The organism is Enterobacter sp. MF024, from assembly GCF_005843915.1.
GTDB classification, from domain to species: domain Bacteria; phylum Pseudomonadota; class Gammaproteobacteria; order Enterobacterales; family Enterobacteriaceae; genus Enterobacter; species Enterobacter barmai.
In genome coordinates this window covers 159,667-172,987 of sequence record NZ_VCBB01000005.1, presented here as the reverse complement: position 1 = coordinate 172,987, position 13,321 = coordinate 159,667, and the positions used below count along the sequence as shown (strand labels likewise).

Genomic DNA, 13,321 nt, shown 5'->3' with positions numbered 1-13,321 from the left:
TTTCTTTACGCTTGTTTCATAGAATGTGCAGCGAAATTAAACCTGCCTCATATTTGGAGCAAATATGGACCGCGTCCTACATTTTGTCCTGGCACTTGTTGTCGTTGCCGTGCTTGCGTTGCTGGTCAGCAGCGATCGCAAAAAGATCCGCATTCGCTATGTTGTTCAGTTACTCGTTATTGAAGTATTGCTCGCCTGGTTCTTCCTGAACTCAGACGTGGGGCTGGGCTTCGTAAAAGGCTTCTCCGAGATGTTCGAAAAACTCCTCGGATTCGCTAATGAAGGGACCAACTTCGTGTTCGGTAAGATGAACGACGAAGGTCTGGCATTCTTCTTCCTGAAAGTGCTGTGCCCAATTGTCTTTATCTCTGCCCTGATCGGTATCCTGCAGCACATTCGCATTCTGCCGATTGTGATCCGCGCTATCGGTACCGTGCTGTCTAAAGTGAACGGCATGGGCAAACTGGAGTCTTTCAACGCCGTAAGTTCCCTGATCCTCGGTCAGTCTGAGAACTTCATCGCCTATAAAGATATCCTCGGCAAAATGTCCCGCAACCGCATGTACACCATGGCGGCCACGGCAATGTCTACCGTTTCCATGTCTATCGTGGGCGCGTATATGACCATGCTGGAGCCAAAATACGTGGTTGCTGCGCTGGTTCTGAACATGTTCAGCACCTTTATCGTTCTGTCACTGATCAACCCGTACCGCGTGGATGAAAGTGAAGAGAACCTGCAGATGGCTAACCTGCACGAAGGCCAGAGCTTCTTTGAAATGCTGGGTGAATACATCCTGGCAGGCTTCAAGGTTGCGGTTATCGTTGCGGCGATGCTGATCGGCTTTATCGCGCTGATCTCCGCACTGAACGCCCTGTTTGCTGCCGTGCTGGGTATCTCCTTCCAGGGCATTCTGGGTTACATCTTCTACCCGGTAGCCTGGGTGATGGGTGTACCGGCAAGCGAAGCGCTGCAGGTGGGCAGTATTATGGCAACCAAACTGGTTTCTAACGAATTCGTCGCAATGATGGATCTGCAGAAAATCGCCGGTTCCCTCTCCCCGCGCGCCGAAGGCATTCTGTCCGTCTTCCTGGTCTCTTTCGCTAACTTCTCTTCCATCGGCATCATCGCCGGTGCGATTAAAGGTCTGAACGAAGAGCAGGGTAACGTGGTTTCCCGCTTCGGCCTGAAACTGGTTTACGGTTCTACGCTGGTCAGCGTCCTGTCTGCGTCTATCGCCGCACTGGTACTGTAATCAGCATAAAAAAACCGGGGATGATAAGTCCCCGGTTTTTTTTCGCCTGTCATTTACTGAAGCGGTTGCGGTTTGCCGACCAGGTATCCCTGCAGATAGTCCACCCCCGAGGCGAGCAACTTCTCGCGCTGCTCCTCCGTTTCAACAAATTCCGCCACCACGCACAGGGAGCGGGTCTTCGCCAGATTGCAGATGGATTTCACAATCATCGCATCCATGCTATCGCTGCAGATATCCTTGACGAAGCAGCCATCAATTTTAATGACGTCCGCCTCCAGGCGCTTGAGCCGCTCGTAGTTGGCGTAGCCGGTACCGAAATCGTCGATGGCGATTTTAAAGCCGTACTGACGCAGCTGCTGAATGTTGGCCATACTGACTTCCGAGTTGGAGAACGCCTGCTCTTCGGTCACCTCGATAATCACCGACTGCGGCCTCACCCCGTAACGTTCAAACAGAGTAATGATCTCTGCCGCCACCTCTTTTTGCATCAGCGTCAAGGGCATCAGATTCACGGAAAAACGCGCGCAGCAATCGTCTGAGGGATGCTCCTGCAGCCAGGCCAACAATGATTCAACCACGCCGATATCGAAGCGGCGGCTAAGGTTAAACTGCGCTACCAGCGGCAAGAACTTATCAGGCGTTAAGAGCTCACCCTCACTTTCCAGGCGAGACAGGATTTCGTGGTAACCCAAGCCATCGGCTCGCTGAATGGGTTGCGCGTACAGGCGTAATCCCCCCTCATCCAGCGCCCGCTTGATGCGACTCAGCATCAGCACGCGCTCTGTCGTCTGGCCTGAAACCGTTTCAAGGCTGTTATTCAGGGACAGAACCTGGTTCGCCGAGCAGGCTTTTTCCGCCAGCCAGCTTAACTGGCCCAGCGTGTGATACAGGCTTTCTCCGCCGTTAGACTCCACGCCGCCCCAGGCGCCGCCAAATTCAATATCCAGACCGATATTGTTCCAGTAAATTTTGCGGCTGTTCATGTAATCAATGATGTGCTGCAAGCGCGCCCCGGTTTCCGGCCCGCTGAGCACCACCACCAGCTCATTACCCGGGATCTGGAAAACCTGCTCATTGGCCATCAGCAGCGGCTGGAGCTGGCGAATGATGGCCCGTTTGCACTGCACGCGCATCATCAGGCCATAGTGACGGCTCAGGAACTCCAGATTATCCATCCGTAAACAGCACAGGGTGACCTCTCTGTTGTCACTCAGGAAGCACTCCAGCGCGCGCAGGTTACGCAGTCCCGTCAGGGGATCGATCAACGCCCTTTCCTGCCAGCCACGTTTAAGCCATTCGCTGCGCTGAAAAATACGAGACATATAAACCAGACAGATAGCGAAGGAGATCAGCACCGACAGCACGAACGCCAGTGAGTAGCCGTTTTGCACGCCCTGTAAAAAATTGCTGTTGTAGGTCAGCAGCAGCAGTGTGCTCAACGCCCAGCCCAACGTAATGAAGGGATAGCGGAATCGACTCACGCCTAAGGTGAACAGAATGAATATCACCGGTACCAGGTAGCCCGCAATAATATCGGAAGTAAAAGGCAAACAGAGCAGAAGCAAGAAAGCGGCAAGCAACAGAAGTAATACGGATGTAAATATTTGGTTGCGAATTGAAAATGAATTATTAATATTCCGCCGCCAGAAAGCGCGCGCATAATTCGGATTAATAATCATTCTTAAAGGATAATAGAACAGCATAGTGAAAATCAGAACGGCGCAAATCAGGCTCTGAATATCCACGATGTGATATATGACGGAACCTCTGTCAGAGAAATTAGCAAGGGTAACAGGGAAGTCACAAAAATAACCGGCAAGAAACATTGAGAGTTTTATTGCCAGGGGTAAGGCAAATCCTAACCAGAAAATGCGCGCCCCAAGAAAGCGGCTGGGTATCTGATAGCGCCAGCGCGAACCAAGCAGCCAGCGCAGGATCCCGCAGACCAGCAGCGTGCTAAACACCTGACAGAACAGCAAAATAACATCCTGCTCCGGCGATAATTGAAGGTTCCACTGGTTAATTATGGCGAAACTAATAACGATTGGAATAATTGCCTGGCGACCAAATAATAATATTATCGCCAGCATGACGCTCAGCGGCATCCATGCCAGATAAACCTCAAAACCATCGATAACAGATTTCGGTGAAATAAGACGGGAGAAAGGGACGAAGACGAGGCATAACGCCAGGGCGAGCGTGAAGCTCTTTAAGTTAATATTAATTTTAGTGTTCATTAATTTTGTTAAACTATTTACCTGGCGATATTAATTTCACATAAATACTATTTCCTTTAAAAAGGCAATTCAAGTTCAAGGCCGGGAAATAGCATTTCCTGACTAAGAATTTACCTAAACAAGATTTATTTACAGGAAAAAGAGATAAACGGTTTATTGCAGGCATAAAAAAACCCCCGCCATTCGGCGAGGGTTTAAATTTTGGTGGAGCTAAGCGGGATCGAACCGCTGACCTCTTGCATGCCATGCAAGCGCTCTCCCAGCTGAGCTATAGCCCCACAGTTTTCTTTACGCACCAGACTCTGTTGGGTTCAGAGTTTGGTGGAGCTAAGCGGGATCGAACCGCTGACCTCTTGCATGCCATGCAAGCGCTCTCCCAGCTGAGCTATAGCCCCATCGCGTAAAGCGTGTCGTGTTGACGGGCGGCATAATATGAATTCCATTGCTGAGTGTCAACGGCAAAATCTCACACTGTGGTTCAACCGCTGAAAATTCATGCAAATGAATCACATTGCGAGAGTGCTCGCAGCCATGAGTTAATCTTGTCACGTTTTCCAGTAAAACGGTGTTATAAAATGAGCCACTAATTACCCACACTCTTACTCAGGAAATTGCATGATCAAGGAACGAATGACGCCGGAAGAGCTGGCCCGGCTCACAGGCTACAGCCGACAGACCATCAATAAATGGGTGCGCAAAGAGGGTTGGTCCACATCACCGAAACCCGGTGTTCAGGGCGGTAAAGCGCGCCTGGTGCATGTGAATGAGAAAGTTCGGGAGTTTATTCGCAACGCACGCAGAGCCCCGGATGTGGTGCCCTCACCTGACGTTTATGCAGATAACTCGCTGCAGGCCCTGCTGATCACGCTGGCCAACGAAATGACACCCACGGAACAGAAACAACTGACCTCTTTATTACTCCGGGAAGGGATCACCGGATTGTTGCAACGCTTAGGGATCCGCGAGCAAAAATAATATGAAAAAATTACGTAGCAAAATGACCACCGAAGAGCTGTCGGATACGCTGGGGGTCGCCAGGCAAACCGTTAACCGCTGGGTACGCAAGAATAACTGGAAAACGGAAGGCATTAATGGCGTTAAAGGCGGTAAGGCGCGTCTCATTCATATTGATGCACAGGTGCGCGAGCACATCATGAACATCCCCGCCATTCGTAAACGACAGGCTAACTATCAGCTTGCTGAAACCGCGGCCAGCTATGAGCCCGTTGCCGTGCTGCGTCAGATTATCGATGCGCTGGAAAATATGACTCCGCCAGAACAGGAGCGGCTTGCCGTTTTGCTGGCTCGGGAAGGGATACAGGGTTTTCTGGTGCGGCTGAACATTCATCAGCCAGAGGAATAAAAAACGGCAGGGAAACCTGCCGTTTTGTTTTTGCTTTCTGATTACTGCTGGCTTTCGCGCTCAGCAATAAAATCGAGCGCTCTGTTGATACGCGCCACGCTGCGGGTTTTACCAATCGCGTGTACGGTAACGTCCAGCGCCGGGGACTGACCGGCACCGGTAACAGCGACACGCAGCGGCATGCCCACTTTACCCATCCCGACTTCCAGCTCATCTGCTGTCGCCTGAATGGCATTATGGACATTCTCAGCGCTCCAGTCGGTAATGGCAGCCAGTTTATCGCGAACCACTTCCAGCGGCTGACGCGCAACCGGGCGCAGGTGCTTCTTCGCGGCGTCGGCGTCAAACTCATCGTATTCTTCATAGAAGTAACGGCAGTTTTCCGCGATCTCTTTCAGGGTTTTACAGCGCTCGCCCAGCAGTTTGATCAGATCGGCCAGCTGTGGACCGTTGCGGGTATCGATGTTCGCCTGCTCAATATGCCACTGCAGCTGGGTCGCAACGTACTCTGGCGGCAGAGTATTGATGTAATGATGGTTCAGCCACAGCAGTTTATCGGTGTTGAACGCACTCGCAGACTTACCTACCGCGCTCAGGGTAAAGAGCTTGATCATCTCTTCACGGCTGAAGATCTCCTGATCGCCATGGGACCAGCCCAGACGCACCAGATAGTTCAGCAGCGCTTCCGGCAGGTAGCCGTCATCGCGATACTGCATCACGCTGACCGCGCCGTGGCGTTTGGACAGTTTTTTACCGTCGTCACCGTTGATCATTGAAACGTGCGCATAAACCGGTACAGGTGCATTCAGCGCTTTAAGGATGTTGATCTGACGTGGGGTGTTGTTGATATGGTCTTCGCCACGCACCACGTGGGTGATCGCCATATCCCAGTCATCAACCACAACACAGAAGTTATAGGTTGGTGAGCCGTCGGTACGGCGGATAATCAGATCGTCCAGCTCCTGATTGCTGAATTCGATCGGGCCGCGGATCTGATCGTCAAAAATGACCGAGCCTTCCTGCGGGTTAGCGAAACGCACTACGCAGGGTTCGTCCGCCGCGTGGTGTGAATGATCGTGACGGCAGCGGCCGTCGTAGCGTGGCTTTTCGTTATTCGCCATCTGCTCTTCGCGCAGCGCTTCCAGACGCTCTTTCGAGCAGTAGCACTTATAGGCAGTGCCCGCTTCCAGCATGTCATCAATAACGGCGTTGTAGCGATCAAAACGTTTGGTCTGGAAATAAGGGCCTTCGTCCCACTCCAGATTAAGCCAGTTCATACCATCCATAATGGCTTCGATTGCTTCCGGCGTGGAGCGTTCAAGATCGGTATCTTCGATACGCAGCACAAACTCACCGCCCTGGTTGCGAGCAAACAGCCAGGAATAGAGAGCAGTACGCGCACCGCCGACGTGCAGGTAGCCTGTCGGGCTTGGCGCGAAGCGAGTTTTGATTTTCATGAAGTGGCCTTACAGTGATAAAGATGCCGACAACCGGCATATCCTGGAAACTAAAGTGGGCAATATTCTATCACTCCAGCCTGATTCCTCAATCTTGTTGCTGTCAGATCGTTCTTTGTAGCCGTTTTTGTTTAGAAATCATGCATCACAGGTGGTTTTGCGATCGTTTTGTTTAATTTTACGACGAACGAACAAAATCTTTAGAAAAGGCGTTGACTCATTTTCAACTCTCCCTATAATGCGACTCCACACAGCGGGGGTGATTAGCTCAGCTGGGAGAGCACCTCCCTTACAAGGAGGGGGTCGGCGGTTCGAACCCGTCATCACCCACCAACTACTTTATGTAGTCTCCGCCGTGTAGCAAGAAATTGAGAAGTGGGTGATTAGCTCAGCTGGGAGAGCACCTCCCTTACAAGGAGGGGGTCGGCGGTTCGATCCCGTCATCACCCACCACTTTCTCGCCAGCTGGATTTCTTGCAGTAGTAAATGAAGTACCGAAGTGGGTGATTAGCTCAGCTGGGAGAGCACCTCCCTTACAAGGAGGGGGTCGGCGGTTCGATCCCGTCATCACCCACCACTTCGGGTCGTTAGCTCAGTTGGTAGAGCAGTTGACTTTTAATCAATTGGTCGCAGGTTCGAATCCTGCACGACCCACCAATGTAAAAAAGCGCCCTAAAGGCGCTTTTTTGCTATCTGCGATATGGAAGATTCGAACCTGCTGCAGGTTCGAGCCGAACAGAGTGAGGCACCGGAGCCGTTACGGCGACGGCCCGAAGGGCGAGCGAAGCGAGTCATCCTGCACGACCCACCAATGTAAAAAAGCGCCCTAAAGGCGCTTTTTTGCTATCTGCAATCCCTACCAGTTCAGGTAGATATTCTCAAGTCCTTCAATTTTCTGCCGATACCTCTTCTTTAGGCAGAGGAAATCAGCATGACAACCATTCAGGCATCCACACCCTCAATACAAACAAAAAGCAGCGGCAGCAGCAGTGGCTCCGCCGGTAGCGACATTGCATCGCAAATTAGCCGCCTCACCTCACAAATTACTAAACTGACCAAACAGCTGAAAGACGTAGCTAACGGCAGCGGCACGGCGGAAGAGAAACAAACCCAGCAGGACCTGCTGCAGGCGCAGATCAGAATGCTGCAGGCGCAGCTGGAGCAGCTGCAGCGTCGTCAGGCGGAAGAAGCCCAGCAGAAGCAGGACAAACAGCAAGGTAAGGTGGAAGGCGTTAACTCCCCTTCCGCTGAGCATCAGATTGATATTTACGTCTGACGTTTGCTAAAGATGTGCAGGCCTGATGCAGCGCCTGCACAATTTCTGTTTACGCGGTCAGCGCCGCGATCAGTTTTGCCATCGCCCCCGTCAACTGCTGCTCTTCGTAGACGACATACAAATCCGCCGGAATACGCTCCTCAAGCGGACGGAACACCACGCCGGGCCAGTTCATCTGCGCATAGCTGTCGGCGATAAGCGTAATCCCCAGACCCATGCTGATCATAGCGAGTACGGTTTGCGGCTCCATCACTTCACGCACCACCCTGGGCGAGAAGCCAACGCTCTGACAAACCCGCTGCAGGAAGACCCAGTCGGTATGCATGGCGGGCATGGTAACAAAACATTCATACCGTAACGCCTCTAGCGGCACGACGTCACGGGCGGTCAGAGCATGATCCTCCGGCATTGCTACCAGAAATGACGACTCGTGCAGGCGTACACGGGTAAATCCCGCCATCGGCTCCGTCGCCATTCGCCAGATGCCCGCATCCAGCTCGCGTCTTTCCAGCAGCGCCATCTGCTTTGCAGGCATTTTTTCCCGGAAAATCACCTCGATGTCAGGATGCGTTTTCAGAAACTGGTGCATAACAGGGCGCATCTTTCCCCACATCGCCGTGCCCACCACGCCAAGCTCAATTCGCCCTGCTTCACCCCGCCCAATCTGCTCTACCCGCGCCAGAATCTGGTTCGCACTGGAGAGCAAGCGACGTGACTCTTCCATCAGGATTTTACCGGCATGGGTTAATGCCACACTGCGTGAGTGACGAAGAAACAACAGCGTACCGAGCTGCTGTTCCAGCTCTTTGATATGCATACTTAAGGGGGGTTGGGACATGTTAAGACGGGCCGCAGCCCGTCCAAAATGAAGTTCTTCTGCCACGGCGAGAAAGTAACGCAGCAGCTTTAGATCGATGCGGGTTGTTCGTTCCATCACCCCTGCGCTCCTTACAGAAAAGAGAGTAACGGAACGAATTTATCATACCGCCTGGCGAAAAATGAATTGAACCGCAATGTAGCCAAGATACATAAATACGATGGAAAGTACGCCGGGTAACACATTGGGTGCCGGAATAGGTAACCGGCATAAGGTGAATAACGCCCCGATACCGAAACCAATGCCCGATGAGAAAAGAATGTCTTTCATACACTGTCCCTGCTGATTAAATGGACTGGCGAGCATCCCCTCGCCAGTAAAAATGCCCTAGTGGGTCAAAGACTGAGCCGCTAACGCTTCAGGCTTATGCTGATATTTGAAGCACACCGCAAAGATCGCTGCCAGCGCCAGGGTATAGGCCGCAAACAGCAACCAGATGGTTTGCCAGTCTTTAACGCCCTCCACCGAGAAGTAATCCACCGCCATCCCGCTCAGAATGGAGCCGACCCAGGCGCCGACGCCATTCACCATGGTCATAAACAGCCCTTGCGCGCTGGCGCGAATGGTGGAGCTCACCTCCTGTTCGACGAATACCGAGCCCGAAATATTGAAGAAATCGAACGCGCAGCCATACACAATCATCGACATCAGCAGCAGAACCACGCCTGTTGGAGACGGATCGCCAAAGGCAAAGAAACCAAAGCGTAAGGTCCAGGCTAGCATGCTCATCAGCATCACGGTTTTGATGCCATAACGCTTCAGGAAGAACGGGATGGTCAGGATGAAGCCCACCTCTGCCATCTGCGAAACGGAGAGCAAAATGGAGGGATACTTAACGACAAAGCTATCCGTAAACGCCGGGTCACGGGCAAAATCGTGGAGAAACGGATTGCCAAAGACGTTAGTGATTTGCAGCACCGCGCCAAGCATCATCGCGAACAGAAAGAAGATGGCCATCCGCGGATTTTTAAACAGCACGAAGGCATCCAGACCGAGCTTGCTGATGAGCGTGGTCTCCACTCTCTTTTCAGCAACCGGGATCTTCGGAAGCGTCAGCGCGTAGGACGACAGCAGCAATGAGGCACCCGCGGCGATAAACAGCTGCGCACTGCTCAGCTCGAGGCCCATCAGACTTACCGTCCACATGGCGAGAATAAACCCTAACGTGCCAAACACCCGCACAGGCGGAAAGGCCGTAACAGGATCCTTTCCTGCCTGGGCAAGACACGAATAGGAGATGCTGTTTGAGAGCGCAATGGTCGGCATATAGGCCATGGCGTTAATCAGCATCACCCAGAACATAGTGTCCGGATCGGTCACGGTCGTCGCATACAGCAGCATTCCGGCGCAGACCAGATGACACAGCATGTAGGCCCGTTCGGCACGCAGCCATTTGTCAGCAATAATCCCCATAATGCCGGGCATGATAATCGCCGCCAGCCCTTTGGAGCTGTAGACCATGCCGACGTTGGCACCGCTGAAATGGAGGGTGTTAATCATGTATGACCCCAGGGTGACCAGCCAGCTTCCCCAGATGAAATACTGCAAAAACGACATGATCTTCAGTCGGGAGGTTATACCCATTTTTTATTCCTTGCCGCAGAGGCTAAGCCCCTTTTCAGGGGCATGGGTATCAGGCCAATTTGCGTAAGAAGCCGCAAATCAGGTTGATAAAGTTTTGCCGGGAGAGTTCAGCGGCGGCCAGGGTTTGCGCATGGGAAAGCTTAATGTCTCCCAGCCCTTCCGCCAGGTTGGTAATGGCCGACACGGCAACCACCTTAAGCCCGCAATGGCGCGCGGCAATCACCTCCGGCACCACGGACATTCCTACCACATCCCCGCCAAGGATCTGCATCATGCGGATCTCTGCCGCCGTTTCGAAGTTTGGTCCCGGATACGAGACAAACACCCCTTCGGTAAGCGGGAAGCCCTCTTCAGCGGCCACCGCCTGGAGCAGCGCGCGATAATCGGCGTCATAGGCATTCGCCAGGGAGAAGAAACGCTCGCCATAACGATCGTCGTTCAGCCCCACCATCGGCGTCCCTGGCATAGTGTTGATGTGATCGCTCAACGCCACCAGGCTGCCGGGGCCCACGTTGGGGCGCAACGAGCCTGCGGCATTGGTACAAAACAGCAGCTCGCAGCCCAGCAGTTTGAGCGTGCGGATCGCATCGGTCATCACGCTCATCCCCCGCCCTTCATAGAAATGTCCGCGCCCTTTCATGCACGCCACCGGAACACCTGCCAGATGACCGAGCACCAGCTCGCCGGCATGCCCGTGGACCGTACTGACCGGGAACCCGGGCAGCTTCTCGTAAGAGATGGCCACTGCGCCTTCAATTTGCTCTGCCAGGGCACCTAAACCCGAGCCGAGGATCAGTGCCACACGTGGCGTAAAGCCGGGTTTGTAACCGCGAATAATGTCTGCGCTATAGCCGGGATTTGGCGAGAAATGAGAGTGGCTCATGGGAAGTCCTTATTATGAGTAAATGTGGGTACCGCCTTTTTATAGCGAGAGGGAGGGGCCCTTTACCAATACACTTTTCCGTGTCGATCGATACAGGTTCTGTATTGATTCAAAAGAGAATTCAGCTTCCCCAGCCGGGAGGCTGGCGAAGAAGAAGTATTACGAAGAGATCTGATACAGCGGGTTTTGCACGCGCCCGGCGGTGAGTTCACAGGCCTGCATCCGCACCACGTCCCACAGCGCCTGAGCTGCGGTGGAGAGCGAACGATTTTTACGTCGCACCAGCATCAACTGTCGCTCCACCACCGGGGTGAGGCGTTTTACCTGCAAATGGCTTCCCTGCGGCAGGGGCAGCGCCAGGGCGGGTAATACGCTGATGCCAATCCCCGCCTCGACCATCGGAAACAAGGTCGCCGGATGGCCGATCTCCTGCACAATATCCGCCTCAACCGCAAAACCCGCCAGCGCGGCGTCAATCAGCGGTCGGCTCCCGGAGGCGTAATCCTGTAAGACCAGCCGCTGGGCATGAAGCTCCTGCCAGCCCACCGATTCTCGCCCGGCGAAGGGGTGATCGTCGCGGCACAGCAGCAGGAAAGGCTCCGACAGCACCGTCTCACACTCAAGATCGGTTGCCGCACCGGGATCGATAACGATGCCAAAATCCACCTCCCCCTGGCGAATGCTCTCCAGTACCCACTGCTGGGGGCGGTCGTGGAGAACAAATTTGATATCCGGGTAGAGGTGATTGCTCCGGGCAATACAGTGGGGGATGAGATGCGCTGAAATGGTCTGGCTGGCGGCCACCCGCACGGTGCCGGAGAGCTGCTGCCCTACCCGGCCCGCATCCCGTAGCGTGCTGCTCAGCTCATCCAGCAGTCTTTCGAGACGCGCGGCCAGCTGCTGGCCCGCCTCCGTCAGCACCACTTCCCGCGTAGTACGATCGAGTAGCCGCACGCCGGCCTGCAACTCCAGCTCTTTCACGCTATGGCTCACCGCCGACTGGCTCAGGCCAATCATCTCCCCCGCGCGGCTGAAACTCTTCGCCTGCGCGACGGTGACAAATACACGAAGTTGCCGCAGAGAGTAATTCATCTGTTTTACTCATGAATTGATGCAATAAATCAATTTTATTTCTCAAACAGATAAAAGCACAATAGCGCTATCTGTTTTCAGGAGCGTTTATGAAACTTTTCCGCATTCTCGATCCATTCACTATCACCCTTATCGTCGTGGTACTGCTCGCCTCCTTCTTCCCTGCCCAGGGTGGCTTTGTCCCCTTTTTTGAAGGTTTGACTACCGCCGCCATCGCGTTGCTGTTCTTTATGCACGGGGCAAAACTCTCCCGCGAGGCGATTATCGCGGGGGGCAGCCACTGGCGACTTCATCTGTGGGTGATGTGCAGCACCTTTGTTGTCTTCCCCGTGTTGGGCGTGCTGTTTGCCTGGTGGGCGCCGGTTAACGTCGATCCGGCGATCTATACCGGCTTCCTGTACCTCTGCATATTGCCGGCGACGGTGCAGTCGGCAATTGCCTTTACCTCCATGGCGGGGGGCAACGTGGCGGCCGCCGTCTGCTCGGCGTCAGCCTCCAGCCTGTTGGGGATTTTCCTGTCGCCGCTGCTGGTTGGGCTGGTGATGAACATGCACGGCGCGGAAGGAAGCCTGGATCAGGTGGGCAAAATCATGCTCCAGCTGCTGCTGCCGTTTGTGCTGGGTCATCTTTCCCGTCCGTGGACCGGGGCCTTTGTGGCGAAGCATAAGAAGTGGATTGCCAAAACCGATCAGTCATCGATTCTGCTGGTGGTCTATTCCGCGTTCAGCGAAGCCGTGGTGAATGGTATCTGGAATAAGGTGGGGGTTGGTTCGCTGCTGTTTATTGTGGTGGTCAGCCTGGTACTGCTGGGGATTATCATTGCCATCAACGTCTTTGCCGCCCGCCGCTTTGGCTTTAACAAAGCCGATGAAATCACCATTGTCTTCTGTGGTTCGAAAAAGAGCCTGGCAAACGGCATCCCGATGGCCAACATTCTGTTCCCGACCTCGGTGATCGGGATGATGGTGCTGCCGCTGATGATCTTCCACCAGCTGCAGTTGATGATTTGCGCGGTGCTGGCACGTCGCTACAAACGCCAGACCGAGGAGTTGCAGGCCCGGGAGCAGGCCCGCACGGCAAAAGTTTAAGGACGTCTCAGGGGCTGAACCAACTGGGTCAGCCCTTCGGTTTTAATCAGTAACGTTAGCGCCATCAGCTCGCCAAGATGCCCGGCAGGAAATTGATCCTTACGGGCAAACCACAGCAGATACTCTTCCGGCACATCAATCAGCCGTCGGCCTTTGTACTTGCCGAACGGCATTTCGGTGTTGGCTATCTCGATAAGCTGCGCTTTATCCAC

The 13,321-nt window shown here is 53.7% G+C and carries 13 protein-coding genes, 6 tRNA genes and 1 other RNA gene; 10 read left to right on the top strand and 10 right to left on the bottom strand.

Annotated features, from left to right (window positions below):
* Nucleotides 1-64: 64 nt before the first annotated feature.
* Nucleotides 65-1,252, top strand: a complete 1,188-nt coding sequence (locus tag FFB58_RS10285; protein ID WP_039032602.1) for a NupC/NupG family nucleoside CNT transporter — start codon at nt 65-67, stop codon at nt 1,250-1,252.
* A 53-nt stretch (nt 1,253-1,305) separates the two neighbouring features.
* Here FFB58_RS10285 and FFB58_RS10280 read toward each other — a convergent pair whose 3' ends face one another.
* The 3 genes from FFB58_RS10280 to FFB58_RS10270 all read right to left on the bottom strand — a co-directional run bounded on the left by FFB58_RS10280 (nt 1,306) and on the right by FFB58_RS10270 (nt 3,884).
* Entirely contained in the window at nt 1,306-3,489 is a 2,184-nt protein-coding gene (locus FFB58_RS10280; RefSeq protein ID WP_138369802.1) for an EAL domain-containing protein, read from the bottom strand.
* Between the two features lie 202 nt (nt 3,490-3,691).
* A tRNA-Ala gene (locus tag FFB58_RS10275) sits at nt 3,692-3,767 on the bottom strand.
* Between the two features lie 41 nt (nt 3,768-3,808).
* Nucleotides 3,809-3,884 (bottom strand) — tRNA-Ala (locus FFB58_RS10270).
* A 220-nt stretch (nt 3,885-4,104) separates the two neighbouring features.
* Here FFB58_RS10270 and FFB58_RS10265 point away from each other — a divergent pair.
* Nucleotides 4,105-4,464, top strand: coding sequence for a YfeC-like transcriptional regulator (locus tag FFB58_RS10265; protein ID WP_039032600.1), 360 nt, complete (start codon nt 4,105-4,107; stop codon nt 4,462-4,464).
* 1 nt (nt 4,465) lies between these two features.
* Nucleotides 4,466-4,852 (top strand): YfeC-like transcriptional regulator, encoded by a 387-nt coding sequence (locus FFB58_RS10260; RefSeq protein WP_039032599.1) that lies wholly within the window; start codon nt 4,466-4,468, stop codon nt 4,850-4,852.
* Nucleotides 4,853-4,893: 41 nt separating this feature from the next.
* On the opposite strand, the gene gltX is transcribed toward FFB58_RS10260, so the two are convergent.
* Nucleotides 4,894-6,309, bottom strand: coding sequence for a glutamate--tRNA ligase (gene gltX, locus FFB58_RS10255; RefSeq protein WP_039032598.1), 1,416 nt, complete (start codon nt 6,307-6,309; stop codon nt 4,894-4,896).
* A 257-nt stretch (nt 6,310-6,566) separates the two neighbouring features.
* Here gltX and FFB58_RS10250 point away from each other — a divergent pair.
* The 6 genes from FFB58_RS10250 (at nt 6,567) to FFB58_RS10225 (ending at nt 7,585) form a co-directional block, all read left to right on the top strand.
* Nucleotides 6,567-6,642: transfer RNA gene (locus FFB58_RS10250), tRNA-Val, on the top strand.
* A 44-nt stretch (nt 6,643-6,686) separates the two neighbouring features.
* Nucleotides 6,687-6,762, top strand: a tRNA-Val gene (locus tag FFB58_RS10245).
* A 48-nt stretch (nt 6,763-6,810) separates the two neighbouring features.
* Nucleotides 6,811-6,886: transfer RNA gene (locus tag FFB58_RS10240), tRNA-Val, on the top strand.
* A gap of 4 nt (nt 6,887-6,890) precedes the next feature.
* A tRNA-Lys gene (locus tag FFB58_RS10235) sits at nt 6,891-6,966 on the top strand.
* Nucleotides 6,967-6,995: 29 nt separating this feature from the next.
* A non-coding RNA gene (locus FFB58_RS10230) (RtT sRNA) lies at nt 6,996-7,120 on the top strand.
* A 120-nt stretch (nt 7,121-7,240) separates the two neighbouring features.
* Complete coding sequence (locus FFB58_RS10225) at nt 7,241-7,585, top strand: FlxA-like family protein (RefSeq protein WP_039029645.1); 345 nt, start codon at nt 7,241-7,243, stop codon at nt 7,583-7,585.
* A 49-nt stretch (nt 7,586-7,634) separates the two neighbouring features.
* On the opposite strand, the gene FFB58_RS10220 is transcribed toward FFB58_RS10225, so the two are convergent.
* The 5 genes from FFB58_RS10220 to FFB58_RS10200 form a co-directional block, all read right to left on the bottom strand.
* A complete protein-coding gene (locus FFB58_RS10220) occupies nt 7,635-8,519 on the bottom strand; it encodes a LysR family transcriptional regulator (protein WP_138369801.1) in 885 nt (294 codons plus the stop codon).
* A 45-nt stretch (nt 8,520-8,564) separates the two neighbouring features.
* Complete coding sequence (locus FFB58_RS10215; RefSeq protein ID WP_039029647.1) at nt 8,565-8,732, bottom strand: DUF1427 family protein; 168 nt, start codon at nt 8,730-8,732, stop codon at nt 8,565-8,567.
* Between the two features lie 57 nt (nt 8,733-8,789).
* Nucleotides 8,790-10,046, bottom strand: coding sequence for a nucleoside permease (locus tag FFB58_RS10210; protein ID WP_138369800.1), 1,257 nt, complete (start codon nt 10,044-10,046; stop codon nt 8,790-8,792).
* Nucleotides 10,047-10,095: 49 nt separating this feature from the next.
* Entirely contained in the window at nt 10,096-10,929 is an 834-nt protein-coding gene (gene xapA / locus FFB58_RS10205) for a xanthosine phosphorylase (RefSeq protein WP_138369799.1), read from the bottom strand.
* Between the two features lie 159 nt (nt 10,930-11,088).
* Entirely contained in the window at nt 11,089-12,021 is a 933-nt protein-coding gene (locus tag FFB58_RS10200; RefSeq protein WP_138369798.1) for a LysR family transcriptional regulator, read from the bottom strand.
* 89 nt (nt 12,022-12,110) lie between these two features.
* Here FFB58_RS10200 and FFB58_RS10195 point away from each other — a divergent pair, with 89 nt between their 5' ends.
* Nucleotides 12,111-13,109: a bile acid:sodium symporter family protein gene (locus FFB58_RS10195; protein WP_039029651.1), complete on the top strand. Its 999-nt coding sequence runs from the start codon at nt 12,111-12,113 to the stop codon at nt 13,107-13,109.
* Here FFB58_RS10195 and FFB58_RS10190 read toward each other — a convergent pair.
* The gene (locus FFB58_RS10190) at nt 13,106-13,321 is read right to left on the bottom strand and encodes a DUF3820 family protein (RefSeq protein ID WP_039029652.1); all 216 of its coding nucleotides are present in this window, start codon (nt 13,319-13,321) and stop codon (nt 13,106-13,108) included. The two genes, FFB58_RS10195 and FFB58_RS10190, sit on opposite strands and share 4 nt — an antisense overlap.

What these genes read in the sequence shown, in the direction of transcription:
- FFB58_RS10285 (WP_039032602.1), top strand. Translation starts at nt 65, where the DNA reads ATGGACCGCGTCCTACATTTTGTCCTGGCACTTGTTGTCGTTGCCGTG.
- FFB58_RS10280 (WP_138369802.1), bottom strand. Translation starts at nt 3,489, where the DNA reads ATGAACACTAAAATTAATATTAACTTAAAGAGCTTCACGCTCGCCCTG.
- FFB58_RS10265 (WP_039032600.1), top strand. Translation starts at nt 4,105, where the DNA reads ATGATCAAGGAACGAATGACGCCGGAAGAGCTGGCCCGGCTCACAGGC.
- FFB58_RS10260 (WP_039032599.1), top strand. Translation starts at nt 4,466, where the DNA reads ATGAAAAAATTACGTAGCAAAATGACCACCGAAGAGCTGTCGGATACG.
- gltX (WP_039032598.1), bottom strand. Translation starts at nt 6,309, where the DNA reads ATGAAAATCAAAACTCGCTTCGCGCCAAGCCCGACAGGCTACCTGCAC.
- FFB58_RS10225 (WP_039029645.1), top strand. Translation starts at nt 7,241, where the DNA reads ATGACAACCATTCAGGCATCCACACCCTCAATACAAACAAAAAGCAGC.
- FFB58_RS10220 (WP_138369801.1), bottom strand. Translation starts at nt 8,519, where the DNA reads ATGGAACGAACAACCCGCATCGATCTAAAGCTGCTGCGTTACTTTCTC.
- FFB58_RS10215 (WP_039029647.1), bottom strand. Translation starts at nt 8,732, where the DNA reads ATGAAAGACATTCTTTTCTCATCGGGCATTGGTTTCGGTATCGGGGCG.
- FFB58_RS10210 (WP_138369800.1), bottom strand. Translation starts at nt 10,046, where the DNA reads ATGGGTATAACCTCCCGACTGAAGATCATGTCGTTTTTGCAGTATTTC.
- xapA (WP_138369799.1), bottom strand. Translation starts at nt 10,929, where the DNA reads ATGAGCCACTCTCATTTCTCGCCAAATCCCGGCTATAGCGCAGACATT.
- FFB58_RS10200 (WP_138369798.1), bottom strand. Translation starts at nt 12,021, where the DNA reads ATGAATTACTCTCTGCGGCAACTTCGTGTATTTGTCACCGTCGCGCAG.
- FFB58_RS10195 (WP_039029651.1), top strand. Translation starts at nt 12,111, where the DNA reads ATGAAACTTTTCCGCATTCTCGATCCATTCACTATCACCCTTATCGTC.